Annotated in this window: 29 protein-coding genes; 6 read left to right on the forward strand and 23 right to left on the reverse strand. The window is 71.9% G+C overall.

Annotated elements, in window-relative coordinates:
- Window positions 1-9: 9 nt before the first annotated feature.
- The 20 genes from LFA75_RS03510 to LFA75_RS03605 all read right to left on the reverse strand — a co-directional run bounded on the left by LFA75_RS03510 (window position 10) and on the right by LFA75_RS03605 (window position 14,718).
- On the reverse strand, window positions 10-747 hold the full coding sequence (locus LFA75_RS03510) for a hypothetical protein (RefSeq protein ID WP_318249959.1): 738 nt from the start codon (window positions 745-747) through the stop codon (window positions 10-12).
- A 71-nt stretch (window positions 748-818) separates the two neighbouring features.
- Window positions 819-1,202, reverse strand: coding sequence for a hypothetical protein (locus LFA75_RS03515; RefSeq protein WP_225232360.1), 384 nt, complete (start codon window positions 1,200-1,202; stop codon window positions 819-821).
- Entirely contained in the window at window positions 1,199-2,020 is an 822-nt protein-coding gene (locus LFA75_RS03520) for a hypothetical protein (RefSeq protein WP_225232361.1), read from the reverse strand. The genes LFA75_RS03515 and LFA75_RS03520 overlap by 4 nt, the downstream gene beginning before the upstream one ends.
- A gap of 302 nt (window positions 2,021-2,322) precedes the next feature.
- On the reverse strand, window positions 2,323-2,580 hold the full coding sequence (locus tag LFA75_RS03525; protein WP_097197031.1) for a helix-turn-helix domain-containing protein: 258 nt from the start codon (window positions 2,578-2,580) through the stop codon (window positions 2,323-2,325).
- A 7-nt stretch (window positions 2,581-2,587) separates the two neighbouring features.
- On the reverse strand, window positions 2,588-2,965 hold the full coding sequence (locus LFA75_RS03530) for a hypothetical protein (protein WP_225232362.1): 378 nt from the start codon (window positions 2,963-2,965) through the stop codon (window positions 2,588-2,590).
- A gap of 253 nt (window positions 2,966-3,218) precedes the next feature.
- Window positions 3,219-5,114 carry a hypothetical protein gene (locus tag LFA75_RS03535; RefSeq protein WP_225232363.1) on the reverse strand — a complete coding sequence of 632 codons (1,896 nt, stop codon included), beginning with the start codon at window positions 5,112-5,114 and terminating at the stop codon, window positions 3,219-3,221.
- A complete protein-coding gene (locus LFA75_RS03540; protein ID WP_225232364.1) occupies window positions 5,014-6,273 on the reverse strand; it encodes a LysM peptidoglycan-binding domain-containing protein in 1,260 nt (419 codons plus the stop codon). Before LFA75_RS03540 ends, LFA75_RS03535 begins: the two co-directional genes overlap by 101 nt.
- Window positions 6,270-6,716, reverse strand: a complete 447-nt coding sequence (locus tag LFA75_RS03545) for a TadE/TadG family type IV pilus assembly protein (RefSeq protein WP_014375313.1) — start codon at window positions 6,714-6,716, stop codon at window positions 6,270-6,272. The genes LFA75_RS03540 and LFA75_RS03545 overlap by 4 nt, the downstream gene beginning before the upstream one ends.
- Complete coding sequence (locus LFA75_RS03550; RefSeq protein ID WP_236825405.1) at window positions 6,713-7,108, reverse strand: TadE/TadG family type IV pilus assembly protein; 396 nt, start codon at window positions 7,106-7,108, stop codon at window positions 6,713-6,715. The genes LFA75_RS03545 and LFA75_RS03550 overlap by 4 nt, the downstream gene beginning before the upstream one ends.
- 26 nt (window positions 7,109-7,134) lie before the next feature.
- Entirely contained in the window at window positions 7,135-7,479 is a 345-nt protein-coding gene (locus tag LFA75_RS03555) for a TadE family protein (protein ID WP_097197073.1), read from the reverse strand.
- A 128-nt stretch (window positions 7,480-7,607) separates the two neighbouring features.
- Complete coding sequence (locus tag LFA75_RS03560; RefSeq protein WP_097197027.1) at window positions 7,608-7,805, reverse strand: hypothetical protein; 198 nt, start codon at window positions 7,803-7,805, stop codon at window positions 7,608-7,610.
- A gap of 30 nt (window positions 7,806-7,835) precedes the next feature.
- Window positions 7,836-8,750 (reverse strand): type II secretion system F family protein, encoded by a 915-nt coding sequence (locus LFA75_RS03565; RefSeq protein WP_097197026.1) that lies wholly within the window; start codon window positions 8,748-8,750, stop codon window positions 7,836-7,838.
- Window positions 8,747-9,328 carry a type II secretion system F family protein gene (locus LFA75_RS03570; RefSeq protein ID WP_225232365.1) on the reverse strand — a complete coding sequence of 194 codons (582 nt, stop codon included), beginning with the start codon at window positions 9,326-9,328 and terminating at the stop codon, window positions 8,747-8,749. Before LFA75_RS03570 ends, LFA75_RS03565 begins: the two co-directional genes overlap by 4 nt.
- Window positions 9,271-9,657, reverse strand: a complete 387-nt coding sequence (locus LFA75_RS03575) for a hypothetical protein (RefSeq protein WP_225232366.1) — start codon at window positions 9,655-9,657, stop codon at window positions 9,271-9,273. The genes LFA75_RS03570 and LFA75_RS03575 overlap by 58 nt, the downstream gene beginning before the upstream one ends.
- The gene (locus tag LFA75_RS03580; protein ID WP_225232367.1) at window positions 9,654-11,075 is read right to left on the reverse strand and encodes a CpaF family protein; all 1,422 of its coding nucleotides are present in this window, start codon (window positions 11,073-11,075) and stop codon (window positions 9,654-9,656) included. Before LFA75_RS03580 ends, LFA75_RS03575 begins: the two co-directional genes overlap by 4 nt.
- Complete coding sequence (locus LFA75_RS03585; RefSeq protein WP_225232368.1) at window positions 11,065-11,868, reverse strand: P-loop NTPase family protein; 804 nt, start codon at window positions 11,866-11,868, stop codon at window positions 11,065-11,067. Before LFA75_RS03585 ends, LFA75_RS03580 begins: the two co-directional genes overlap by 11 nt.
- A gap of 14 nt (window positions 11,869-11,882) precedes the next feature.
- Window positions 11,883-12,434, reverse strand: coding sequence for an SAF domain-containing protein (locus tag LFA75_RS03590; RefSeq protein ID WP_225236004.1), 552 nt, complete (start codon window positions 12,432-12,434; stop codon window positions 11,883-11,885).
- Window positions 12,435-12,562: 128 nt separating this feature from the next.
- Window positions 12,563-12,874 (reverse strand): hypothetical protein, encoded by a 312-nt coding sequence (locus tag LFA75_RS03595; protein WP_225232369.1) that lies wholly within the window; start codon window positions 12,872-12,874, stop codon window positions 12,563-12,565.
- A gap of 584 nt (window positions 12,875-13,458) precedes the next feature.
- Window positions 13,459-13,866, reverse strand: a complete 408-nt coding sequence (locus tag LFA75_RS03600) for a hypothetical protein (RefSeq protein ID WP_225232370.1) — start codon at window positions 13,864-13,866, stop codon at window positions 13,459-13,461.
- 399 nt (window positions 13,867-14,265) lie between these two features.
- Window positions 14,266-14,718, reverse strand: a complete 453-nt coding sequence (locus tag LFA75_RS03605) for a helix-turn-helix domain-containing protein (RefSeq protein ID WP_097197019.1) — start codon at window positions 14,716-14,718, stop codon at window positions 14,266-14,268.
- Between the two features lie 548 nt (window positions 14,719-15,266).
- On the opposite strand from LFA75_RS03605, the gene LFA75_RS03610 reads away from it, so the two are divergent.
- On the forward strand, window positions 15,267-15,488 hold the full coding sequence (locus tag LFA75_RS03610; RefSeq protein WP_097197018.1) for a helix-turn-helix domain-containing protein: 222 nt from the start codon (window positions 15,267-15,269) through the stop codon (window positions 15,486-15,488).
- 311 nt (window positions 15,489-15,799) lie between these two features.
- Complete coding sequence (locus LFA75_RS03615) at window positions 15,800-16,933, forward strand: site-specific integrase (protein WP_097197017.1); 1,134 nt, start codon at window positions 15,800-15,802, stop codon at window positions 16,931-16,933.
- A gap of 309 nt (window positions 16,934-17,242) precedes the next feature.
- Here the strand turns inward: LFA75_RS03615 and LFA75_RS03620 are convergent, their stop codons facing one another.
- The 3 genes from LFA75_RS03620 to LFA75_RS03630 form a co-directional block, all read right to left on the reverse strand.
- On the reverse strand, window positions 17,243-17,470 hold the full coding sequence (locus LFA75_RS03620) for a hypothetical protein (RefSeq protein ID WP_225232371.1): 228 nt from the start codon (window positions 17,468-17,470) through the stop codon (window positions 17,243-17,245).
- 296 nt (window positions 17,471-17,766) lie between these two features.
- Entirely contained in the window at window positions 17,767-18,402 is a 636-nt protein-coding gene (locus tag LFA75_RS03625; RefSeq protein WP_097197015.1) for a response regulator, read from the reverse strand.
- Window positions 18,399-19,583, reverse strand: a complete 1,185-nt coding sequence (locus LFA75_RS03630; protein WP_225232372.1) for a sensor histidine kinase — start codon at window positions 19,581-19,583, stop codon at window positions 18,399-18,401. Before LFA75_RS03630 ends, LFA75_RS03625 begins: the two co-directional genes overlap by 4 nt.
- Before the next feature lie 214 nt (window positions 19,584-19,797).
- Here LFA75_RS03630 and LFA75_RS03635 point away from each other — a divergent pair, with 214 nt between their 5' ends.
- The 4 genes from LFA75_RS03635 (at window position 19,798) to LFA75_RS03650 (ending at window position 24,297) form a co-directional block, all read left to right on the forward strand.
- Complete coding sequence (locus tag LFA75_RS03635) at window positions 19,798-20,880, forward strand: ABC transporter permease (protein ID WP_097197013.1); 1,083 nt, start codon at window positions 19,798-19,800, stop codon at window positions 20,878-20,880.
- Window positions 20,877-21,566: an ABC transporter ATP-binding protein gene (locus tag LFA75_RS03640; RefSeq protein WP_097197012.1), complete on the forward strand. Its 690-nt coding sequence runs from the start codon at window positions 20,877-20,879 to the stop codon at window positions 21,564-21,566. Before LFA75_RS03635 ends, LFA75_RS03640 begins: the two co-directional genes overlap by 4 nt.
- Before the next feature lie 990 nt (window positions 21,567-22,556).
- A complete protein-coding gene (locus tag LFA75_RS03645) occupies window positions 22,557-22,871 on the forward strand; it encodes a rhodanese-like domain-containing protein (protein ID WP_225232373.1) in 315 nt (104 codons plus the stop codon).
- Between the two features lie 37 nt (window positions 22,872-22,908).
- Complete coding sequence (locus LFA75_RS03650; protein ID WP_225232374.1) at window positions 22,909-24,297, forward strand: MBL fold metallo-hydrolase; 1,389 nt, start codon at window positions 22,909-22,911, stop codon at window positions 24,295-24,297.
- Window positions 24,298-24,359: the final 62 nt, after the last annotated feature.

Consider the following 24,359-nt stretch of genomic DNA (forward strand, 5'->3'; position numbering starts at 1 on the left):
GGCTGTGGGCTAGGCATGGCGCAGATCCCGCCAGCCAGCCGCGATCGCGGTGTCGGTACCCGGCCAGACGGACGGCGCCGGCGCGGGCTCCGGCCCGGCACCGATCATCCACCGGTCCCCCACCCATGCCATGCGCTGGCAGTCGGCGATCGCGATCCGCGACGTCTGCTCGACGGTGACGGTGAACTCGAGGTTTACGCACACCACCGCGAACTGCGGACCCACCGTTCCCTTGATCAGCCCCATCGCCGGTCGGACAACGATGGCCAACTGCGGGGACCCGGCACCGGACAGCCCCGCCGCCGACAGAAGGCTCGCCATGCCAGCCACCCCGGACCACGACTCCGGGGTCGGGCCGCCAGGGGCAGCCCACTCGGCGATGACACGCCGCACACCGTCCATCGAGCCGGTCTGCATCGCCGTCACGTCGATCGCGGCCAACTGCGCCAGGGCCCCTTCCGAAGTGCGGGGAAAGCCGGTGGGCACGTCAGCCGGGCCGTCGGCCGTGGTGCGCGGCAACTCGATGACACCCGCCGCCTGCCGCGACACCGGACCTGGCAGCGCGTCGTCCGGGTCGGCGGTCGGCATCGGCGTCGCGGCCAGGGCATCTTGGGACGACGTATCCGTGGAGAGTGAATCTCCCTGTCGCGCAGCGTGCGCTGAGCCTGACTCCTCCTCGGTCAGCGCCCCAACGACTGCGAGGACCACGCCGGCCAAGACCGCTAGCGCGACGAGGGCGGCGACCACGACCAGCGTGAGAAGTCGACCAGCTCCCCACCCAGGGATAGCGCTTCCCTGGACGTCTCGGTGGCGGCGCATCACGTGCACCCGCTGCCGGTGATCGAGTCCAGGATGACGAGGATGACCGTGTAGGCGATGGCCACCATCACCACCACCGCGACGCCCATGGCCCCGTACCGGGAGGCGTGCGGATGGGAGAAGATCCGCCCGACGAGGATCGACCCGAGGGACACGACCGCGCCGATGCCGATCAGCGCCAGCACGCCCCACTTCACCCAGGCGGTCACATCGTCGGCGAAGGCTTCCATCCCGGGCGGTGCCTGGGGGCAGACCGCCGCGCTGATTTCGGCCGGCGTCGCAGTCGCCGGCCCGGCATCCAGCACGACGAACCCGGCAAGGACGAACACCACGCTTGATGCGGCCCGCACCGCCACGGCGGTGCTCCGGCGCCCGGCGGTCACGGAGTCCCCCCCGCCGGGGCCACGAGTGCGGCCACCGCCCGGCCGGCGGCCGCCACTGGCTTCGGTAGCCGGTCGCCGGTCAGCCCGGCAATCTGCAGTTGCCGGTCGATCGGCACTGGGACCACCTGCCCCCGCGACCGCAACTCACGAAGCCGCGGACCGCAGCTGACCTCCACCAGCCGGGGCCAGCGGGCCGGGCCCACTGCGGCGACCGCCGCCTCGCCGCCGACGGCGGCGAGCAGCTGCTCGGTCTGCCGGACCGACGGCACCGTCACCCGGGTGACGACGACGACCATCGCGCCGCCGACGACCGAACCGGGTGGATCGAGCAGCGTGCGGGTCAGCGACCAGCCGGCATCGACCACCCTCAGGGGCTCAGCGTCGTCGGTCTCTGGTGGCGGCGGAAGCACTCCGTCGGCCGGATGCCGAGTGAGGCGGACGACGTCGAGTCGATTCCGGCGACCGCGCCGCCAGGCCCCGTCCGTGCCCATCTCGATGGCCGGGGCCGCCACCAAGCCCGACTGGACAGGCTCGGCATAGTCGACCAGCTGCACACGCCTGGCTTCCGCCAGCCCTTCGGCCACGGCCAAGGCGACCGTCGAAGCGCCGGCGCCGGCGTGACCGGCCATCACCAGGACGACAGGATCGCCGACGTTGGACGCCACCCACGGGATCGAACTGGCAGCCGGCCGGGAGGCAGCGACAGGACCCGCAGCGCGCGACGCCTGGCCTCTCCAAACGACGTCGAGATCGTTGAGGTCGTCGAAGTTCCCTGAGCGGATCGCGATGACGGCCGCGCGCATCGCCTCGACCGTCATCGGCCGTGCTCGACGAGAAGTCAGTGGGTCCGCGATCGCCATCGATCCCGACGGCGGCGCGTCACGGCTCATCCGACCGCGCCGCGGTCCCCGACGCGGGGTTGGGCTCTGCATGCGCCGACCGTGTCGTCCGGGCCTCCAGAAGTCCTCCAGTTAGCAAACTGGAGAGCGGTCATCGGCCGAGGTGAAGTGTGTGCCGGCGCTGGGGTGGTACCGAACGACTCTCACCGGCGGACGACTGGAGGATTACCGGAGTCCCGACGCCGCACGCCGGCGGATGCCGGCCCTCGATCGGGTTTCGGTCAGGGACGCTGGGCACCCTGCCGTGGAGCGCCGACCGCGCGCCGTGGAACCCCGTGCTTGTCCAGCACGCGGCGGACTGCGGTGGGCGAACGGTCGATCAGCTCGGCGATCTGCCGCAGCGAGCGGCCGGCGGCGTACTCGGCGAGGACGAAGGCCTCCAGCTGCGTCTGCAGCCGCAGACTGGGCACGGTGCCGGTGCGGGCAGTACCGGCGAAGGCGGGCAGCGGGCGAAGCTGTGGCCGCGGCGGATAGGGCATGGCTGGATCAGTGCCGAGCCGGCCAGGCGATCAGCGGTCCCAGCCGGAGGTCGGGGTCTACGCCCTGGCCGGCCGGAGCGCAGTGATCGTGGCTGCCGGCGGCGTGCGCAAACGCAGCGAGCACCAGGCCGAGTCTGCGACGGTCCAGCGCCACCACCACGTCGGCAAGGTCGACCGGCCGGCCGTCGGCGAGGCTTACGGCTACCCGGAGCACCGCAAGCTCCTCCGGGCTGCCGGGCAGCCGCCCGTCGGCGAGGGCAGCGTCGAGCTCGGCCCACTCAATGCGCGCCCACATCTGCCCGCCGACCGGCTCGGCCTCCACCGTGATCATCCCAGCGGCGGGCAGATGAGCCGGCCAGTAACCGTCGTTGGCGAGCAGCAGCACGGCGGCCTCGGCGGCGTAGTCACCGACCGCGGCATTCAGCAGCGCTGACCTCTACCTCGTCGAGGTCGAGGTCGGCGGCGATCGGGTCGATGATGACCAGCGTCTCTCCTTCCATCCCGAGGGCCTGCGCACTCGAGTGTGGTCAGCAGGTACGACACCTCGACCTGCCGGCGAAGGTCCCGGACGTCCCGGACTGCGGTTCGTCCAGGTTGGACGCTTCCCTCGTTGTGGTGGATGCAGCCAGCGGCCGTCGTCACGAGGCACGGTCGAGGAACTGCCGGCGGGCGCGGTTGATGGTCTCCGCGGTGCTCATGGGCAGGTCCATCTCGTCCTCACCGTCGTGGACGGCCACGATGCGAGCGACGTAGGTCTCGGCCTCGGCGCGGTTGCCCTGGTGGTAGGCCACCCACATCGCGTCCAGCAGCACTTGTTCGTCGTCCGGCGCCACAAGCAGGGCGGTGGCCGAGGCGGTGCCGGCGGCGGCCAGGTCGCCGTCGGCGAGGGCGGCGGTGACGACCTGGTGGGCGACGTCGCAGACCGCGGCGGTGAGTGTGAGGTCCAAGCCGTCCAGCCACTCGTAGCCGGCCGGGCGCTGGGCGAACGGCGAGCCAGACACCAGCTGAAGGGCGGCCAGCAGGTCGGGCAGGCCGTCGTTTCCGCGGACAGCGGCGCGGGCGCGCAGCTGGCGGAAGAGGTCGGCGTCGACAAGCACGCCGGTCAACGTGTAGCGGCCGCGGTGGCCGGAACTGACGTGCTTTTGGCCGGTGGCGGGATCGGTGCCCAACCAGGCGCGGGCGCCGGCGGTGACCCGGTGGACGTAGGCGCGGGCGCTGACCGGGTCGGCCCTGCCGCCGCGGGCAGGCTGCAGCGCGGTGGCGGCCTCGTCGGCGGTGGCGCCGTGCGGGCGGGTGGCGAGGTAGGCGACCGTCTCCTCGTAACGGCGCCGCAGCCCGGACCGGGCGACGGCCGCCTCATCACCGTGCGCGCTCAGGGTGACCGGTCCGAGCAGCGTCAGCCGCGGCCGGGCGCATTCTGGCGACCACCAGTCGGCGAGATCGCGGTCGAGTTGGGCGAGGTCGTCCTCGATCCGGCTGCGCATGTCGGCTGGCGCCGCACGCCCCGGCGCCTCGGCGGCATCGCTCGCCGACGACGTCGTTCGGGCGGCAATGTCGGTCGGCGAGCGCGGCGTGGCATCGCCTGCTGCAGCAGTGGTGGACCTGCGTACGACCGTCTGCGGGGCGGCCAGTTGGACCCGTGGCTCGGTGATGCCCGAATCGGATGCGTCGTTGCGGAGGGCGCCGGCGGCGTCGGTGTGCACCTGCCAGGGGCGGTCGCCGGCGGCGACGGGGATTGGGTCGTCATTGGAGTCACGCTCGAAGGCCAGCAGCGTGGCGATGTCGCGACCCTGCTCGGCGGTCAGTTGTGGAGCCGGTAGCCGCAGCCCCAGTGCCGGAATGAGCAGCGACCCGTCGTCCGTCAGCGTCAGCAGCCACTCGTCGCCGGCCTCCCCCGCGTCGACGCCGAGCACGAGTGCGACCGCGGCGCGCCGCTCGCGGGCGGGCAAAGCAGCGGCGGCCTCGGTCAGTTCGCCGCCCTGATCTGGCGTCTGTGGGTTGAGGACGACCTGCGGCATCCAGCCGTCCCCCGCTCCGGCCCGCAACCGCCCGTCCAGCACGTCGTCGGTGTCGCGCTCGGCCGCTTCCCGCAGCGCGGCGTGCAGAGCGGGATCGTTGGCGGTGTCGGTCGGTTGGACCCGGTGCGGTGCCAGGTCGAGCAGTTCCTCGCCGAAACCAACGGTGGTGACAGTGAGGTGGTCCGACCAGCTGTTGACGGCCAGTTCGGCGGCCAGGTGCCGGGCGAAGTCCGTGCGGCGGTCGGCCGGTCCGGTCACGTACACGGCGCCGAGGCGTTCCAGGTCGAGCAGCCAACGGTCGCCGCCGTCGGTCCCGATGGTGACCAGGGTCGGATATGGCGCCAGGCGAGCCCGGACCACTTCGGTGGCCACGCCGGTGTCCCGGTCCAGCCGCACGAACCACCACAGGCCGGTGTCATCGGCGGTCCACGGTTCGGGCGGCGGACTGTCGGCCGGGGCGTGCAGCCGCAGCTCGAGCCGGCCGCCGTGCAGTCGGGCGGCGACAACGTCGGGCATCAGCCCGTCTGGGTGCTCGGAGATCCGGACGGCGAGTCCGCGCAGCGCCAGGTCGAGCGCGTCGTAGTCGGCCGTACCCGCGTCGGCCGCCGAGGTGACGACCGTCTGGGTGGCCGACAGCCCCTTCGGGAGGGGAATCAGCCGTCGGCCAGGGCGGCGGCGGCGCAGCCGCTGGCGGCGGTGCGCCAGCCACGTCGCGCCCACGCCTGCGGCGAGCAGTGCCCCGCTGCCGGCGAGAACGGCCGCCAGTTCCGCCGCATGAGGACGAGCCAGCGGCTGCCGGGTCTACGGGCGGGAGGTCGAGGACCTGCCCGGGGAGGATCAGGTCGGGATCGGTGAATCGGCCGCCGCCGGGAAGGGGTTCGCCGGCATTGAGGGCGTAGATCGGCTGCCAGCCGTCCAGGCCGTGTTGCTCGGCGATGTCGGTGAGGGTGTCGCCGGGCCCCACGGTCACCTCGCCGGCCGTCCTGTCGACCACGGGGACGCTGGCGTCGGGCGGAAGGATCAATACCCAGCCCGGACGGATCAGCCCCGGGTCGATGAGGATCGCGCCGTCAGGCTGGGGCCGGCCGCGGTTGAGCTCGAGGATTTCCTCGAAACGGGTCCAGTCGCCCAGGTAGCGGGCGGCGATGCGGCCGAGAGTGTCGCGCGGCTGCACCGAGTAGGTCGGACCGGCCGCGGGAGGTGCGGTAGGCGGGGTGTCGGCTGGCGGGGCGGGCGCCGGCGGCGGCTCCTCGTGGTCAAGCGGCTGTTCGGCGACGACCGGCGGACCGGCCACGGCCGGAGCGGCCCACAGCGGTGCGCTGGCGAAACCGAGGACGGCGGCCACCAGAAGGCCGGCGAGCTGCTGTGGGACCGCCAGGCCGGGCAGCCGCAGCGGTGGCAGTCCGCGCAACTGACTGACGAGCTCGACGGCCACCGACAGGGCGAAGCACGCCCAGGCACTCCAGCCGATCACCACGAGCAGTCCGAGGAAGACGGCGCCGGTGTCCGGTCCGCTCAGCGCAGTGGTCACCTCCACCCAGGAGGGCAGCTCGTCGGGCAGGTAAGCGCCACCGAGGTGCCATAGCGCAATCGGGACGCCGGCGACGGCGGCCGCCAACACCAGAAGGGCGAGCAGCTGGCGCAGCACGTCGAATGCCCGCGGTGGCGTGGTCATGGGCCCGCTCCCCCGTTCTGGCCGGTCCCTGTGATCAGGTCGGCGGTGCCGGAGCCCTCCACCGTGAGGGTGGAGATGCCGATCAGGCCCAGGAAGGTGGTGGGCTGGGTGATCGTGGTGGTCACGTACAGGGTGTCGCCGTCGACGACCGTCACCGCGCCCTGCACGTCGTTGCGGTCGAGGTAGTCCTGCGCGGCGGCGACAGCGGCGGTCGGGTCGACCTGCACCTGTCCGGCGAGGGCCGCGGAGATGTCGAGGGCCTGTCCGCCCGCGCGCGCCGCCTCGTCGGCGATGGCGTTGGCGCGCTGGGTCGCGGCCACCTTCGCGCCGCCGTCGACGGCCAGCCCGATGATGAGCAGCAGCCCGGGAACGAGAACGGCGAGGAAGACACTGATGGCGCCGCGCTCTCCGTCCGGCCGCCGGTGTCCGTGGTAGCCGGTCATCGTTCGCGGTAGGCGTCGATGGGGCTGATGAAGGAGGCTTCGACGGTGACCGAGCCGGGGAGGCCGGGGGCCAACAGGTCGGCCATGCCGACCACGCAGGTGATCGACACCGTGACGTCGCCCGGCTGGCCGAGCGGGGCTTGGAACCCCGCGGTGTCGACGTCCACCGTGGTGCGCTCGCAGCGCAGATCCTGAGCGGCCAGGGTGCGCTCCGCCTGGGCGCCGGCCCGTGCGGCGGCGGTGGCAGCGTCGCGGGCGAGCGATGCCTCCCGCGCGGCGGCTCGTGCGGCCTCTTGGACGGCACCCTCGGCGATCTGGGTGCGGCCGGCGACGACGGCGAAGGACAGCAGCAGGAGGAGCGCCGGGGCCAGCAGCGCCAGCTCGACCGACACCGACCCCCGCTCCCTGGCCTGGGCATTCATGGCGTGGGCCGTTCCACCGGGCCGACGGCGGTCTGGGTCACCGACCAGCCCGACAGGCCGGGGAAGAGGCTGAGCGAGCTGCCGGTGACGGTCACCTCGATGCTGCTCGGCGAGCCGGTCACGGTCACGTTCCGGGCGACGAGCAGGTCCTGCGCGGTCTGGTCGAGGAAGCCCTCGGCGGCAGACTGGGCGCGCGCGGTCGAGGCAGGCTGCACGCGGCCCTCGCGGGCGCCCTCCTGGGCGGCGCCCAGCGCGATCGAGCGGGCGTAGAACCACAGAGCCGCCTGGATCAGCGTCATCACCAGCAGCAACACCACCGGGAAGGCGACCGCCAGTTCCACCGACGCCGCACCGCGCTCGCCCGACATCCGTCGGCGCCCCACGCCGCCGGCCCGGCTGCCCGTAGCAGGGCAGGGCCGGGACACGGCCGCAGGGCCACACGGGCCGGCGAGGTGAGGCACGGGCCGGGCTACTGGATCTGGGCCGACCGAGAGGTGACCGCGTTGGCGATCACGGCCACCAGCGCGACGGCGATGCCGATCAGCGCCACAGTGATGATCACCTGCTCGACCGACAGCGAGCCGCGCTCCGGCTCGTCGCGGAGATCGCGCAGCCGGTCGCGCAGCTGCGCGCCGACGACGGTCAGGAGAGTGAGTATCGAGGTCATCGGGGTTCCTCTCGGATCGGGGTCACCGGGTCAGGTGGCCATGAGACGGGCCAGGGCGGGATAGAGGAAGAGCAGCAGAAAGGCGATCGACAGCAGGGCGACGGGAGCGGTGAGCTTTTCGCTGGCGGTGTTGGCCGCCGCCTCCTCCTCGGCCAGCAACTGGACCCGCAGCGACTGCGCGCGCGCCCGCAGCGTCGGCGCGATCGACGCGCCCTCCGAGGCGGCGACCTCGGCAATGTCAGCCACGTCGGCCAGCTCACCAACACCGGTGTCGGCGGCCATTCGGCGCAGGCCGTCCCACGGCGGATCGCCGGCCAGCCGGGCGGCGACCAGGGCGTCGGTGATCCGTCGGAACACCCAGCCCTCCCCCACGCCGGCGGCCCGCTCCAGGGCGATGGTGGGGCCCTCGCTGGCGTCGCGGCGCAGGCTGACCAGATCCAGATAGGACGCCAGCGCCCGCCGCATCTGACCGCGGGCCTCGGCGGCCTGGTCGCGCACGACCAGGTCTACGACGAGGAACAACACGCCAGCCAGCGCCAGCGATCCGGCCACCGGCACCACCACCGGCAGCCGGACGCCGGTCATGCCGAGCACGGCGGTCAACAGTGGAACGAACACCGCGCCGAAGGCGGCCAGACCGACCTTGCGGGCGGCGTAACCCTCCGGCGTCCAGCCGATCAGCGTCAGCGCCTGGGACGGCGCGCTCCTCCCGGCGGCGGGCAGCCGGGCGGCGGCCCAGGCACCGGCGCGGCCGGTTGCGCGTGCCCACCGGTCGCCTCCCTCCGGCATCGGCGCGACCGGGACAGGAGCCGCGCCCCCGTCGAGGCGGGCCAGCGCGTCGGCCAACCGCGGCTGCTCGACCACGAGAACAACCCGCAGCAGCAGGAACGCTCCGAGACCGACGAGCGCGCCGGAGCCGATCAGCAGTGCCTGGATGCCGCTCATGGGACCGGCAGCTCGTTCGGCTCGAGACCGAGAACCCGCAGGCTGCGGTCGGGATCGACCAGGAAGCGTGGGGACGGCGCAGGGGCGGTGAGCCGGCGCATCCACAGCAGGCAGGCGACGATCAGCCCGGCGATAGCGGCCAGCACCAGCTGCCCGACTCCCGTGCCGTAGGGAGCCAGGTAGTCGCCGTTGAGCGCGGCCAGCGCGGATGCGGCGACGGTGATCAGCAGCAGCCACCGGGCATTCGCGCGGGGCTTGGCGCGGTCGGCCTCGACCTTGCGCCGCATGGTTACGTCCTCGGTGAGGCTTCCCGCCAGCTCGGTCAGCACCCGTGCCAGCCCCGGCCCGCGCAGCTCCGCACCCAGCAACAGGGCGGCGACGACCAGGTCCCCGGCGGCGTCGTCGAGATCGTCGGCGAAGGCCAGCAGCGCCCGGGACGTCGGCCAGCGCGCCTGAAGCCGCGCGGCCAGTGCCGCTACCTCCGCCGCGATCGGTTCGGGAGCGGTGCGGGCCGAACGAATCAGCGTCTGCTCCAGCCCCCGCCCGCAGCGAGTACGTCGGAGGTGCGGCGCACCCACTCCTGCAGCGCCTCCAGCCGCTCCACGGTGGCGTTGCCGCCGGAGAACTGCGCCAGCAGCCACGGCACACCGATCACCGCCAACCCGGTCAGCACGCCAGCGACCGGCCAGCCCGAGGCCAGCCACACCACCGCCGCCGCAACGGCGGCGGCCACCCACAGCGCCCGCTGCCGCCGCACCGCCGGGCCGTCGGCCCGCGCCGTCGGACGCGGCTGGCGGCGCCGCGGCCGAGCCGGCGGTTCGGGGGCGGTGAGGGCGTGGGCGGCTAGCAGCAGGCCGCCCATCAGCAGCGCCCCGCAGACGCCGGCAAGCAACCCCGTGCCGCTCACCGTCGTCCCCCGACAGCGCCAGCCCAGCGCCCGTGGCCTGGCCGGAGCCAGTCGGGATCGAAGCCCACCCGGACGTAGTCGGCGAGGTCCACCGGATCGTGCTCGGGTATGGCCCTGCCGTCGGGGCCTGGGGCGAAGACGTCGGTGACGGCCGGGCGCCCGCCCTCCCCGATGCCGTTGCACTCGAGGACCTGGCTAACGAACCGGTGCCGCTCGCCCCCGATCCACCGTTCGTCCACGGTGGTGATGTGCACGATCAGGTCGATCGCCGACGCGCAGGACCGGTAGACATGCTCCGGGGTGACCGCGGCGCGGCCGCGCATGCACAGGTTGGCCAGCCGCTCGAGGGCGTGGTGGGCTGAGCGGGCGTGCAGAGTGCAGGCCGAGCCGCCCCCCCCCGCCTCCATCACCTCGATCAGCGGCCACGCCTCATCGCCGCGGACCTCGCCCAGCCACACGCGGCTGACGTTCATGACCAGCGACTGCTCGACCAGCTCGGTCAGCGTCACCTCGCCGAGGCGGCGGCCGTCGGGTCCGCGCTCGCCGGTGCCCTCCCGGGCCTCGAACGGCACCACCCTCGGATGCCGGTCGGGCAGCTCGTGCAGCAGCAGCTCGAAATGCTTCTCGATCGTGGCCAGGTGCTCCTCGACCGGCAGCTCGTTGGCCAGCGCCCGCAGCATCAGCGTCTTGCCAGCAGCCTGGGCGCCGGTGACGACGATGTTCTTGCGCGCCCGCACCGCCGCCCGCAGGAACTCGGCCAGCGGCCGGTCGATCGCCCGCAGACCCACCATGTCGTCGAGGTCGACGTTCCGGATCCGGTGTCGGCGTATCACCAGATGGGGTCGCGGCACTGTCTCGATGACTGCGGCCAACCGGGACCCGTCAGGCAGGCGCATGGTGAGCAGCGGACTGGCTGTGGTTAGCGTCCGCTCCGCGCGGCCCAGCCGAGCGGCGATGTGCTGCAGTTGCCGCACCAACTCCTCGTCCGAGTCGGCGATCGGGTCAACGCGGACGTCCCGGCCGTCGGCGTAACCGATCCACACGTTGTCGTACCCGTGAACCTCGATGTTCTCTACCAGCGGGTCGTCCACGTAGGGCTGCAGCCGGCCCAACCCGAACTGGGCGGCGAACACCGCGTCAGCGATCACCCGCTCCTCGGCCGGCGTGGGAACCATCTGCCCGGCGCGCATCCGCTGCCGGACCAACTCATCGACGCCGTCCTGGACGAGCGTGCGGGCCAGCTCATGCTGCGCCATCATGCTGAGCGTCGGGCGGCGCTTGAGCTCCTCGGCCAAGGCCGTCGCCGTTGTCTGATGCAGCCGACGCACCAGCGTCCAGTCCACCGCCACCGGTGATGCGTCCGCTCGTCGAGGCACGGTGCCCGCGCTGAGCAGGTCGGTGGTGAGGTCAGCGGACACGGCTGCCCCCAAACGTGGTTGCGGGCGCAGGCACGGGCGCTGGCGGTGGTGTCAACCTGGATTCGTGAGCCGCGGCCAATTCGACCAACCGGGTCGCGACCGTCCGCGCGGCTCGTAGCAGCGGCGACTGGGTGAACAGCCGGCCCGCCGGCGCGCCGTCGCTGAGCACTGCGGCCGCCTTCGGATCCCGCGGCAGCGAACCGACCGAGGGAACGCCGAGTGCCTCGCTGATCTCTCGCTCGCCGTACGGCTCCCCCGGCCCGATCACCAGCGTGCCCAGCATGCCGGGGTACGCCTCCCGCCCTCGGAGTTCGGCAATCGCCTGCGTCGCCGCACGCACGGCGCGAAGCGTGGAGCCGGTGGCCAGCACGACGGCGGCAGCCCGTTGGACCACGGCGGCCGGGAAGTGCTCAGCGCGCCGCCGCCCGCAGTCGGCCACCACGTCCACGGCGCCGTCCTCCCCCGCCGCCAGCACGGCGGCCAGGCGATTCCAGTCCATATGTCGGGCGCCGGCGGGATCGGCCAGGCCGGGTAGCAGCCGCGCACGTCCTTCGGAGTCGAGCCGCAGCAGCTGACGGTCCAGGTGCAGGGCCGGCCCGCCGCGCCGCGCCGCGAGCTCCAGGTCGGCCAGCCCGCCCGCGAACGGCTCGCCTCGGCCGTACCCCGGCAATACGTCCCCGCCGGCCGGATCCAGCTCGGCTAGGACCACCGGGCGAGGCCAGGACAGCGCCAGAGCCAGCCCGCTAGTGGTCACGCCGGGTGCGCCCTTGGCCGAGCACAGTGCGATCAACACGGCAGCCGCCCCGCCTACTCGCCGGCCACCACGACGATGGCGATCAGGCCTGCGGCGGCACGGGCGGCGACGTCCGGCCCGTCGGCCTCGTCGACGAGCACGTCGACGACCCGCAGCCCGTCGGTTCCGGGAGGGCCAGAGTTCACCACGGTCGCTTCCACCACGCTCGGAACTCCTTGGGTCGTGGCTGGAGCGCTGCCCGCGGCCACGGGCACCAGGAGGACGTCGTCGCCCGGCCGCAGCGGGGTCGTCGGTAGTTGCACGAGCGACACGCCAACCCCGATCAGCTGCTGTCCTGGAGCCGGGAGGCGCTCATCGGTCAGGGCGTCGCGGGTGAGCAACGAACCGGGCCCCAGGGTGGTCGCCGCGACCAGGCCGATCACTTCGTCGCGGTCGACGTACGGGATGGGCTCCAACGCCGGATCGGCAGAGATCGTTGCTTCTACGAGGTCGGCAGCGGTGAGAGTCTGCCCCCACGGCACCTCGCGTGCGATCGCGATCACGGCGGTCGTCTGACCCAGCGACGTCGCCAGATAGGTCGCCCCAAGAGCACCGAGCACCACCATGCTCACGGCCAATGCCAGAAGGGCCGGACGGCGCCGGCGGCGAGGTGGCGGCAGCACCGGCGCGCGAGGCAGGCCATGCATTTCCGCCGGAGAGGGCGCTGCCCCGGTCGTCGGCGGCTGGGTCCGGGTCATCGGCTTGCCCCGTCCTGGTTGAGGACGTGCAGTTCACCGACGAACAACTCCGCCGAAGAGGACAGCTCCAGCGTCTCTGTGCCCGACAGCCCACTACCGGACCAGGTGATCGTCCACGTGCTCGTCGCTGTGATGGGCCACGGGCCACCGCCCGGTACGTGTCGGCTCGACGCCTGCGCATACACATGGCCGCAGTCCGGAGACGCGCCTTCGGTGCCCTGCACGTACGGCGTCCCGAGGCCGCAGGTGACGATGTGTCCGTCGCCCATGTTCCAGAGGACCTGGCTGACCCGAGCTTCGGCGGTCACCGTCACGCCTCCGGCGGAGGCAGAGGCCTGGACAGGGCCAGTCGTGCCTGCGGTGCGTGCGACCCACATCCACACCGGTAGACCCACCAATCCGCTCCGGGAAGCCGGCGGTGGTGCCATCCCGATGTCCGGCGCCTTCAGTGCCATGGATGCGATTGCCTCCTGAGCGAGGAGGCGAGGGTCCACCGGGGGGGCGCCAGGTGCTCCAGCCCCGTTCGACAAGAAGATCAGGCCCGACCACAATCCTGATCCGGTTCCGACCGGGCGCGGGCATGTGAAGACCCAGATCATCCCGTCTTCCGGACGATGTCCGGCCCATACCGGGTCCCCAATCCACGGTTGAGGATCTGCAACCGCTCTCGTGCAACTGGGCGGGGGCGCCTCTCCGACTGCCGGCTGCTCCCAGCCAGGGCTGACGTCGTTGTCCCCACCGGCGCCTTGTCCCGCGGATGTCGCCTGGACCAGGCAGATCCCGGTCTGGGCATCCCTTTGCGCGCACTCCACGGGTGGAGCTGCCATTGCGACGTTCAGCCCGCCGGAGACCGTGAAGATCGCGATCGCGAGCAGGACCACGCGGTGCGACGTCAGCATGGTCGATCCGTCAGCGGGTCCAACTCGTTGACCAGCCACGGGGATCCCGGTTCGGCCTCGTAGCGCGTGACGGTGATGTCCCAGACGTACCGCGGCGGAGTCCCGTGGGGCACGACCTCCCCGTTCTCGACCCTCAGAACGCGCGTGCTCTCGCTGTCGTAGCAGCCGGTGATCCTCACGGTGGGTCCCTCGGGAGCCGTTAGGTCGACGTCGGTGACCTCCAGGTCGACTGCGGTGTCGCCTTCCTGACGGAGCCCGAGGGCTGCGTAGTCCCGTACTGCCGTGACGGCGAGCAGCGCGGCGGGGTCACCCGAGAACCGCCGGATCTCTGGCTCCCAGTCCCTGGCACCTGGGTCCTTCTTGGCCGCGTCAGTGACGCGCAGCAGCTCGTTGACGACCACGGTGGCATCTGTTGCCGCCTCGTCTTCGGGGCTCGGCGCGTTGCTCGTGGCAGGAGCGGTCGTCGAAGTCCGCGAAGTCGAAGACGTCGTCGCGCTCGGCGTCGAGCCCTCCGGACTGGCCTCGCCCGCCGTGCATCCAGCGAGGGGCAGTAGCGCAAGGAGCGCACCAGCCGCCCACCGCCGCCTGGTCATCGCGACTGCCCGCGCCGGGTAGGGAGACCGTGCTTCGGTACGAGGCTGACTGCCCGCGGTCGGTGGACGAGTCCCTGGGGCATGCGGTCCCATGCCGCACTCGACTCCGTCGTGCGGGCCATTGGGCACCTCCCCCGGGCAACTGCGCGGGAAATTACCACCGGGATCGTCCGGGGAGGCAGGCTCTTTCTCCAGTAATTCTCCAGTTCAGCCTTCGAAAGTCGCCATGGCCGCGTGGTCCCTGCGAGAGCGGCGGACGGCCGCCTCCACTCGCGGGCTGTCCACGCCGAGAACCTGGCTGATGGCGGCTATCACCTCGGGCGAGGGATCCGCCCCGGGGCGGCCGTCTTCCAGCCGCAAATACGTCATGACCGACAACCCGGGCCCAGTCACCTCATTCGTGGCAAATCCGGCCGCCAAGCGCAGAGCCGCCAGAGGTGGGTCGTCGCGGTCAACGTCGAGGAGATACAAGGGGTCGACGCCCAGCGCGGTCGCAAGCCTCGGCACGAAGCGGGGTCGCGGACGCTCGAGTCCCGTCTCCCAGACCCGGATGCGCACCGGACTGGAGAGCTCCAGATTTTCAGCCAGTTCTTCTCGGCTCAGGCCGATGGCCTCACGGGCAGCCTGCAGGCGGTCGCCTCGAAGCAGCGGCCGCGCCACGGCAGCTCCCCCATCACCCGATCGGTGGACACCCGCCCCGTGGCGCCGAACCCTAGTGCCGTGTGCCCGCCCCGATCGGGCAAGCGCCTCGTCACCGGCGCGGCGCGCCTGCGTGTCGGCACGCTGCGACACCAGTCGACGGAGGGGGCAACGGGAGGGTGACGTCGGGCGGTGGCTGGAGGCCTGCGCCGGCATCCTCCCGACGTCCAACGCACCTCTCGTCCACTGGAGACCCTCTGCAGGGCCACGACCGACTGCGCATCTGCCTCCGCAGGGGAACTGGAGAAGAACTGGAGGACGACATGCTCGACAAAGCCGGCACCCGCGACATGGCTGTGGAGAGCGCCTGCGTCGTCTTGCCGAGCCACCAAACCGAGGCCTCAAGACTGAAGGAATACCGGAACAGTCCGCGGAAGCCTTTGCGCCATGAGACCAACAGCCCAGCCACAGCCGCCGCGGTATCCGTGCCGGCCTCGGGGCACCCCGATCGGTGACGTCGACCGCGGCATCCGTGGCCGTCCCATCCTCGGTCAGCAGGTCGGTTCCTGATGCCTGCGACGACCTCGGAACGAGTCGCGTCGCTTGAACAGCACAATCAGCTGCTGACCGTCGCCCAGGCCGGGGACTACCTGGGAACAGGAGAGCGGTTCATCCGCCGGCTGATCGCTCAACGGCGGATCACCTACGTCAAGCTCGGCAAGTACGTCCGGCTCCAGCGCTCGATCCTCGACGAGTTCATCGAGGCCGGACGTGTCACGAGTGAGGAGTAGCTCGACTCGTGCCGCACACCGGCAGCGACCGTGGGGGCGCGCCTATGCCGGGCCGAAATTCTCGGCGGTCACCACGCCACTTGGGCGCCTGTCCCTGCCCTCGTCAACCATGGCGTGGGGGTGGCGATTCTGCGGCCCCTCCACCGACCTCGCGCCCACCGCCCGCTATTGCCGCGGCGAGCACGTCGTCCTAAGTACGTCAAGCCCCCCGATGAGACTCGTGGAAGGCCATCAGTCGATCGGCGTCGCCGCCTCAACTCGGTCGGCAATCGCCCGACAGTCGCCTCAACCGAAGGCACGGGGAGGCTGACGTGAGCCGAAGGACCTGGGGCACGGTTCGTCGGCTCCGCTCGGGGCGCTATCAGGCCCGCTACACAGATGACACGGGCAGGCAAGTCTCGGCGCCGTCCACGTTCGCGACCAAGGCCGACGGCTACAGATGGCTCGCCAAGACGCAGACCGAGCTGGACTCGGGCCGCTGGATCGACCCGAAGGCGGGCAAGGAGCCGCTCCAGGTCTATGCCGAGCACTGGGTGGAGACCCGCCTCGTCCGTGGCCGGCCACTGGCCCCTCGCACGGCCGAGCTCTACCGAGCACAGCTCAAGAACCACATCGTCCCGTCCCTGGGATCGACGCCCCTTCGCCAGCTGGAGGCCTCTTCTGTCCGGGCCTGGTACGGGAAGCTCAGCGGCCCCGCCGGACCGGGTCAGGTCACAGCGGCCAAGTGCTACCGACTGCTGCGCGCCATCTGCACTACGGCTGTCGACGACAATCTCATCGCTCGGAACCCGTGCTCCATCCGTGGAGCAGGGCAGGAACGCTCCAGTGAGCGACCGATGTTCACGCTCGCTCAAGTCCAGGCGCTCGTCGATGCCGTCGAGGATCGCTGGCGAGCGCTGATCCTCCTGGCTGCCTGGACGGGACTGCGCATCGGTGAGCTGTCGGCGCTCCGTCGGGAGCACCTCGATCTCAAGGCAGGCACCGTGAGCGTGAAGAGCGCGGTCATCGACGTGATCGGGCAGGAACGTTCCTACGGCCCGCCGAAGTCGGCCGCAGGTCGCCGAGCCGTGGCGATCCCGCCGCACATCATCGGCGACCTGGAACACCACCTCGCGACGTACGCCCAGCCCGGTGCGCACGGACTGGTCTTCGTGGGGCCGAAGGGCGGGCCTATACGACGCAACAACTTCGCCTCGCGGGTGTGGGCTCCAGCAGCAGAGGCGGCCGGACTGCCGGCTGGCTCCCATCTACATGACCTGCGCGGCTGGGGCGCCACCGTCGCCGCCCGGCACGGCGCCACCACCAGGGAATTGATGCACCGACTCGGGCACGCCTCCCCCGCCGCGGCGCTGCGCTACCAGCGCGCCGAGCAAGAACGAGATGCCGCGCTCGCCGCCGCCATGAGCGCGGCGCTGAGGCACTCCGACGGCACGACTTCTGCCTGATCCGGCTTGAGCTCCGGAGATCGAGCCACTCCACGAGCTCAACCTTGTCGCTGGTGATGCGGGTTCGAGCCCCGTCACTCACCCCACCGGCGAGGCCCCTGGTCAGGCGACTAACCAGGGCCTTTACCCTTCCTCGTTGCATGCTGGGAGGCAAGATCACCCCGGTCAACCCCTAGCTGGGGGCACCCTTTTTGGGAGGCCAATCCCACGACCGCCGTCGGCCGGCCGGGTCGGTGCACGCCAGGGATGACTGACTGAACATGTTGCTGACCCAGGAGCGGCGCAGCTCGTCGGCCCTGGGTCACGTCCTCACGCGGTGGCGGCGAGTTGGCCAGGCGAAGTGACGTCGACGGTCAGGACGCTGGGCAGACGGTCCAAGCGGAGGGTCACGAGTTCCATTTCATGCGACGAGGCAGTCAGATGCACGGTGACCGTCCACCGACCACCGTTGGCCTCTTCGGCTTCCAGGCGAGTGAAGGCGTGGTTGCGTCCGGTCAACATGGTGAGGACGCGCTGCAGTCCCAGCGCGTCGGCCACGACGACGCGCACTCTGGCTGCGCTGGGAACGAGATCTTGGTGGATGGCCATGGATGCCTCCGGGCCGTTGGGGCCCTGGTCAGCGGGAGAGCGACCTCGACTGACGTGCTCTCGGACCCACCGGCGCGAGAGTCAGTCGCCGGCGAGCCCGCACAGAATCGCGAAGCCAGCCACGTCAGCAAGCTACACGGCGCTTCTGTGGTGGCCGGCGAACCCCGCCCGACCAGCCGGAGTCCGCTCCGAACGCCGCATCGGGGATAGAACCACCGGGTTCCCCGCATCTACGCCTCACCGTCTCATCGGCGGATGAGCCCTCGAGCGGTGGCGGCGGCCACGGCAGCGGTCCGTGAATCGACGCCAAGCTTGGCGTAGATGTGCACGAGGTGGGACTTCACGGTCGCCTGGCTGAGGAACAGTCGCCCGCTGATCTGCTGATTCGACAGTCCTTCGGCCACCAGCTGCAGAACCTCGACCTCACGGAAACTGAGCGTCTCGGCGGGCGTTCGTACGCGGTCCATCAGCCGCTGTGCGATCTCCGGAGCGAGCGCGGATTTGCCCGCGGCTGCCGTCCGTACTGCGGCGGCGAGCTCGTCGGGCGGGGTGTCCTTCAGCAGGTAGCCGGTGGCGCCGGCCTCGATCGCGGCGAGGATGTCCACGTCGGTGTCGTAGGTGGTTAGCACAAGCACCCGTGGCGCGCCGGAGCGAGCGGTGATGAGCGCGGTGGCCTGCGAGCCGCCCATGCCGCTGCCGAACTGCAGGTCCATGAGCACCACGTCGACTTCCAGCTCGGCGGCGAGCTCGACGGCCCGCTCGGCGGTGGGCGCCTCGGCCACGACGTCGAAGTCCGGCTCGCCCTCCAGGACCGCACGCAGGCCGGCGCGGACGACGGGGTGGTCGTCGGCGAGCAGCAGCCGGACGGGTCCGGACGTCAAGCCGACACCTCCTCGACGGTGCCTGCGGGGACCGGGAGGGTGGCCGCCACCGCCGTGCCCTTGCCGGGCGCGGACTCCACGACCAGCGCGCCCTGCAGGGCGCGCGCGCGAGCGCGCATCGCCGCCAGGCCGAACCCAGTCCCGTCCGGACCCTGGCCGGGCGGTGCGACCAGCTCGGGGTCGAACCCGGTGCCGTCGTCGACGATGTCGAGGGCGACGTCGGTGCCCATGTAGCTCAGCGTCAGCTCGACGCGTGACGGCTGCCCGTGCTGGACGGCGTTGGCGAGCGCCGCCTGTGCGATGCGCAGCAGCGCGGTCTCCTGGGCAGCCGGCAGCTCGATCGGCACACCGGAGATGGAGGCGTGCACGGCCAGCCCAAAGGCATCGGCGGTGGTCGCGCACAGCTGCTTGAGCGCGGCGGGCAGTGAGCCCGCCACCTCCAGGCCCGGCGGAGTCCAGTCCCGGACGAAGCGCCGCGCCTCGGCAAGGTTGTCGACGGCGGCCTGGCGGGCCTGCCGCACGTGACCGAGGGCGCTGTCCGACCGGCCGGGAAGGGCGCGCTCCGCGGCGCGGAGCAGCAGCTGGATGCTGGACAGGCCCTGGGCGAGGGTGTCGTGGATCTCCCGGGCGAGCCGCTCGCGTTCGGCCAGCACCCCACCCGTGTGCTCGGCGGCGGCCAGGTCGGCGCGGGCGGCGGTGAGCTCGTCGATCAGCCGCCGGCGCGCTTCGCTCTCCCGGTACAGCGCCTGGTAGCCGAGCACGGTGGCCACCGCGACGGCCGCGCCCAGGACCGGGCCGAGGACCATCGGCGCGGTGAGGCCGTCCTGGTGCCAGGCGAACCCGGCGATCGCCGCGACAGTCGTGGTCGCGACGGCGGTGAGCCCCCAGCGCATGGGCAGCAGGTGGAGCTGGACGAAGAACAGCGGGAAAGCCAGCCAGATGCCGTCCGGCGTCCAGTACAGGAGCACCAGCCAGCCGAGGCCCAGGATCGTCAGCCAGATTGCCGCCGCGGCGGTGGAGCGCTGCACCGACGGCAGAGCAGGGCCGACGGCGTAGATCAGGCCCACGGCGACCGCCGCGGCGAGGACCGCACCGGCATGCGGGGCGTCCTCGGCGACGGCGCGTGCGACGGCCAATCCCAGCAGCGCGAGCACCAGCAGGTGCAGACAACCGCGCAGCACCGGCTGTACCGGAACGGGAGCAGTCGGGGTCATGGCACCTCCAGGCTAGGCAGCTGCGCGAGCACCGCATCCATCGAAAGGTTGAGGCGGCCGTGCACCTCCTGGCCTGGCCGGAGCAGTCTCCCGCACGATGCCTGGAATGCCCTCTCCTGGCGAGGCTGGATCCAGTCGCCGGGCACGTCGCCTGGCACGTGCAGCGAGGAGAGCCTGAACCGTGTTCGTCGCCTGGAGAGACCTCCGGTTCGCCAAGGGACGCTTCGTCCTCATGGGCGCCGTGGTCGTGCTCATCACGGTGCTGGTCGGGCTGGTGTCCGGCCTGACCGCCGGCCTGGCCCGGGCCAACACCTCCGCCATCACCGACCTGCCCGCCGACTCCCTCGCGTTCGCCGCGCCCGCCGACGGAGAGGGCTTCTCCTTCACCGTCTCCAGCGTCGACGCCGACACGTGGACGGCATGGGAGCGGGTGCCCGGAGTCACGAGCGCCGAGCCGCTGGGCATCCTCACCACCCGCGCGCAGACCGACGGGCGGACGGCCAGCGTGTCCGCGTTCGGGGTGCAGGCGGGCTCCGGCCTGGCCCCGTCCGCCGGGCAAGTCCGGGACGGCGCGGTCGTGCTGTCCACCGCCGCCGCGGACGAGCTCGAGGCCCGAATTGGGGACACCGTCACGGTGGCCGGGCAGGAACTGCGGGTGGCCGACATCGCCGGGGACGCCTCCTACAGCCACACCCCCGTCATGTGGACCAGCCTGGACGACTTCCAGGCGCTCACCGGCAGCACCGGCGACGACGATCCCAGCGCCACCGTCATCGCGCTGACCACCACCTCCGACGCCGACCTGGCCGCCGCCGACGCCGAGCTGGGCACCACGACGGTCAGCCGCGACGACGCCCTGTCCGCGATCGGGTCGTTCACCTCAGAGAACGGCTCCCTGCAGCTGATGCGCGGATTCTTGTTCGCGATCTCCGCACTGGTGATCGGTGCGTTCTTCACCGTCTGGACCATCCAGCGCAGCGGCGACATCGCCGTCCTCAAGGCACTGGGCGCGTCCACGGGCTACCTGCTGCGCGACGCGCTCGGCCAGGCCGTGGTGCTGCTCGTGCTCGGCACCGTCGCCGGCACCGCGATCGCGGTCGCCGCCGGCGCCGCCCTCGGCCACGCCGTGCCGTTCGTCCTCGACCTCGCCACCGTCGCCGTCCCGGCGCTGGTCATGATCGCGCTCGGCGTCGCCGGCGCAGCCCTGTCCATCCGCCGGATCACCTCCGTCGACCCGCTGACCGCCCTGGGAAGTGCCCGATGAGCCTGCACCTGACCGATGTCACCCTCACCTACCCCGACGGCGGTGCTCGCCTGACCGCCCTGGACGACGTCGACCTGGACGTGCCGGCCGGCACCATCACCGCCCTCGTCGGCCCGTCCGGCTCCGGCAAGTCCAGCCTGCTGGCCGTCGCGGCCACACTCATCAGCCCGGACACCGGGCACGTGGTCATCGCCGGCACCGACACCACGGGGCTGAGCCGCAGCCGGCTGACCGAGCTGCGCCGCACCCGGATTGGCATGGTCTTCCAGCAGCCCAACCTGCTGCCGTCACTGACCGCCGCCGAGCAACTCCAGGTGATGGCCCACCTCGACGGCCGCGCCCCGAGGGCCGCACGAGGCCACGCCATGGAACTCCTCGAGGCCGTCGGGCTCACCGGGCAGGCCGACCGCCGGCCGCACCAGCTCTCCGGCGGCCAGCGGCAGCGCATCAACATCGCCCGCTCGCTGATGAACGAGCCGGCCGTGCTGCTGGTCGACGAGCCCACCAGCGCCCTGGACCAAGAACGAGGCGCCGCGATCCTGGACCTCATCACCACCCTCACCCACCGGCAAGGAACCGCCACCGTCCTGGTCACCCACGACCGCACCCACCTGACCGCCGTCGACCAGATCGTCGAGATCCACGACGGACACCTGCGCAGCCCCGTTACGGCCGGACACCGCTGAGGGCCATCACCCCTCCGCGGCGGCCAGCAGCGACCAGGCGATGCCCCGGGATTGGGGGGCAGTTGGGGGTGTCCCAGGCGGGGGAAGACATCCGGACCCCCTCCGCCTCGGCCGGCGTCATCGGAGTGGCGCACACCGTGGTCCGGCGACGATGTGCAGGAGTTCGTTCATCGGATCGCACCTAAGGCACGCGGAAAGCACGACGGCCACCTCGTGAGGCTGTCACCAGCGGATTCACGGGTGGAGTCACCCAGCCTTCCAAGCTGACTGTGCGGGTTCGATTCCCGTCACCCGCTCCGATGCGATGTAGCGGGACACCTCTCACAGGTGTCCCGCTACGTCATTCACGGTCATCTTGCGGTTGTTTGTACCCGGGTCGGGGTGGGGGCAGGGGCGCGGAGTAGTTGTCCGTGAGTTGCAATGATGCGGACGCGCGGACATCTACGTCCACGAGCCCGCCGAGGGCGACGAGAAGTTCCTGGAGGAGACCCGCCGCCCTCTGGGCCAGAAGGCCGCGTAGGCGGCGCGAATCGAGGGGCCGGCTGCTCAGGCAGCCGGCACCTCCTCTTCGCGCGTTGGGCCGACCGACTGGATCCGCCCGTCGACTACCGCGATCGCCGGAACTTCGAGAAGAAGCCGCCGCCAGCGCGGCCGGCCTGCCGATCGTGCCCTGGGCAGCGCTGTGCGGCTGGGACGCCTTGCATCACCTGGTCCACGTGCTGACCGCAGCCGGCCCACGTTGTGTTGCCGCATGTCTTGCAGGACACCGCTCGACACATCCGTCCTTTTCCTTCTCCTCGAGGGTGATCGCGAGGGCGGAGGTCCTCGTCGACACCGGTGTTCCACCACACAGGTGGGGTGCAGGCAGCGCTGGCTTGGTGAGCTCTGCCGCTCGCACAACATGCCCCCGGGGGAATGCGTCGGACGGTGCTACCGTTGGTCCACACATACCCCCCCGGGTATCTGACCCACAGACTTTCAGGAGCTGACGTGATCCCCGAGATCGACCAGAACACCTTTGCCGCCCGGCTCGCCGAGGGCGATGCCCTCGTCGTCGACGTGCGCGAGGCGCGCGAGTACCGCCCCGGCCACGTCCCCGGCGCGCAGAACATGCCGCTGAGCGTGCTGCCGGCCCGCCTGCCCGAGCTGCCGAAGGACCGTCCGGTCTACGTGATCTGCCAGGCCGGTGGCCGCAGTGCCCAGGCGACGGCCCTCATGCGCGGCGTCGGCATCGACGCCACCAGCGTCGCCGGCGGCACCGGCGCCTGGATCGAGTCCGGCCGCCCGGTCGCCACCGCCGCCTGACCTGAACCACGCCACCACGGCCCCGAGAGGAACCCCGATGACGATCACCGTCCTCCCCCTGGACACCCCCGGCCTGGGTGACCGCACCTACATCGCCCACGACGGCGAGGTCGCGCTCGTGGTCGACCCGCAGCGCGACTACGACCGCGTGCTCGGCATCGCCGAGGCCGCCGGCGTCCGGATCACCCACGTCTTCGAGTCCCACATCCACAACGACTACGTGACCGGCGGGCTGGAACTGGCCCGCGAGGTCGGCGCCCAGTACCTGCTGAACGCCGACGACCAGGTCTCCTTCGAGCGCACCGGGGTCTCCGACGGCGACATCGTCGAGGTGGGGGCCCGCATGCGCGTGCGGGTGCTGCTCACCCCCGGCCACACCCACACCCACCTGTCCTTCGCGCTCGAGGCCGACGGTGAGTCCGTGGCGGTCTTCACCGGCGGCTCCCTGCTCTACGGCTCCACCGGGCGCCCCGACCTGCTCGGCCCCGACCACACCCAGACGCTGGCGCACGCCCAGTGGCACTCCGCGCAGCGGCTGGCCGCCGAGCTCCCGGACGAGACCGCCGTCTACCCGACGCACGGCTTCGGCAGCTTCTGCTCGGCCACCCAGTCCGGCGGCACCGCCAGCACCATCGGCCAGGAGAAGCTCGCCAACCCGGCCCTGACCACCGACGAGTCCCGCTACGTCGAGGATCTCCTCGCCGGCCTGGACGCCTACCCGGCCTACTACGCGCACATGGGCGCGGCCAACTCCGCCGGCCCCGGCGAGGCCGACCTCTCCCTGCCGACCGAGGCGGACCCGGCCGAGCTGCGCCGGCGCATCGAGGCCGGCGAGTGGGTCGTCGACCTCCGCAACCGCACGGCCTTCGCCGCCGGGCACGTCGGCGGGACGGTCAACTTCGGCCTGGACGGGCAGTTCGTCACCTACCTCGCCTGGCTGATGCCCTGGGGCACCCCGGTGACCCTGCTCGGGGAGACCGCCGAGGACGTCGCCGAGGCCCAGCGCGAGCTGGTCCGGGTCGGCATCGACCGGCCGGCGGCGATGGCCACCGGCACGGTCGAGGACTGGTCCGGCGGCGCGCCGCTGCGGGCCTACCGCACCGCCCCCTTCGCTGACCTCGCCGCCGAGTTCACCGCCGGCCGCAGCCCCCTCGTGCTCGACGTGCGGCGCAACCAGGAACGCGCCGAGCGGCACATCGCCGGTTCGCTGCACATCCCGATCCACGAGGTGCTCGAGCGCCTCGACGAGGTCCCGGCCGGGCCGGTGTGGGTGCACTGCGCCGGCGGCTACCGCGCCGGCGTCGTCGCCGCCCTGCTCGACGCGCACGGCATCGACGTCGTCGCCATCGACGACTCCTTCGACAATGCCGGCCCCGCCGGCCTCTACCTCACCACCGACGCGATCAAGCAGGAGATCCCCGCATGACCACCCCCACNGCGCCGCGCGGTGCGTGGGCATTCCCGGACGCACCGCCCGGGCCTGACCCA

Source organism: Klenkia terrae (assembly GCF_900491935.1).
GTDB classification, from domain to species: Bacteria; Actinomycetota; Actinomycetes; order Mycobacteriales; family Geodermatophilaceae; genus Klenkia; species Klenkia terrae.

What these genes read in the sequence shown, in the direction of transcription:
- LFA75_RS03610 (WP_097197018.1), top strand. Translation starts at nt 15,267, where the DNA reads ATGCCTGCGACGACCTCGGAACGAGTCGCGTCGCTTGAACAGCACAAT.
- LFA75_RS03650 (WP_225232374.1), top strand. Translation starts at nt 22,909, where the DNA reads ATGACGATCACCGTCCTCCCCCTGGACACCCCCGGCCTGGGTGACCGC.
- LFA75_RS03525 (WP_097197031.1), bottom strand. Translation starts at nt 2,580, where the DNA reads ATGCCCTATCCGCCGCGGCCACAGCTTCGCCCGCTGCCCGCCTTCGCC.
- LFA75_RS03560 (WP_097197027.1), bottom strand. Translation starts at nt 7,805, where the DNA reads ATGACCTCGATACTCACTCTCCTGACCGTCGTCGGCGCGCAGCTGCGC.
- LFA75_RS03520 (WP_225232361.1), bottom strand. Translation starts at nt 2,020, where the DNA reads ATGACGGTCGAGGCGATGCGCGCGGCCGTCATCGCGATCCGCTCAGGG.
- LFA75_RS03565 (WP_097197026.1), bottom strand. Translation starts at nt 8,750, where the DNA reads ATGAGCGGCATCCAGGCACTGCTGATCGGCTCCGGCGCGCTCGTCGGT.
- LFA75_RS03540 (WP_225232364.1), bottom strand. Translation starts at nt 6,273, where the DNA reads ATGACCACGCCACCGCGGGCATTCGACGTGCTGCGCCAGCTGCTCGCC.
- LFA75_RS03640 (WP_097197012.1), top strand. Translation starts at nt 20,877, where the DNA reads ATGAGCCTGCACCTGACCGATGTCACCCTCACCTACCCCGACGGCGGT.
- LFA75_RS03545 (WP_014375313.1), bottom strand. Translation starts at nt 6,716, where the DNA reads ATGACCGGCTACCACGGACACCGGCGGCCGGACGGAGAGCGCGGCGCC.
- LFA75_RS03535 (WP_225232363.1), bottom strand. Translation starts at nt 5,114, where the DNA reads ATGCCCGACGTTGTCGCCGCCCGACTGCACGGCGGCCGGCTCGAGCTG.
- LFA75_RS03590 (WP_225236004.1), bottom strand. Translation starts at nt 12,434, where the DNA reads ATGGTGGTGCTCGGTGCTCTTGGGGCGACCTATCTGGCGACGTCGCTG.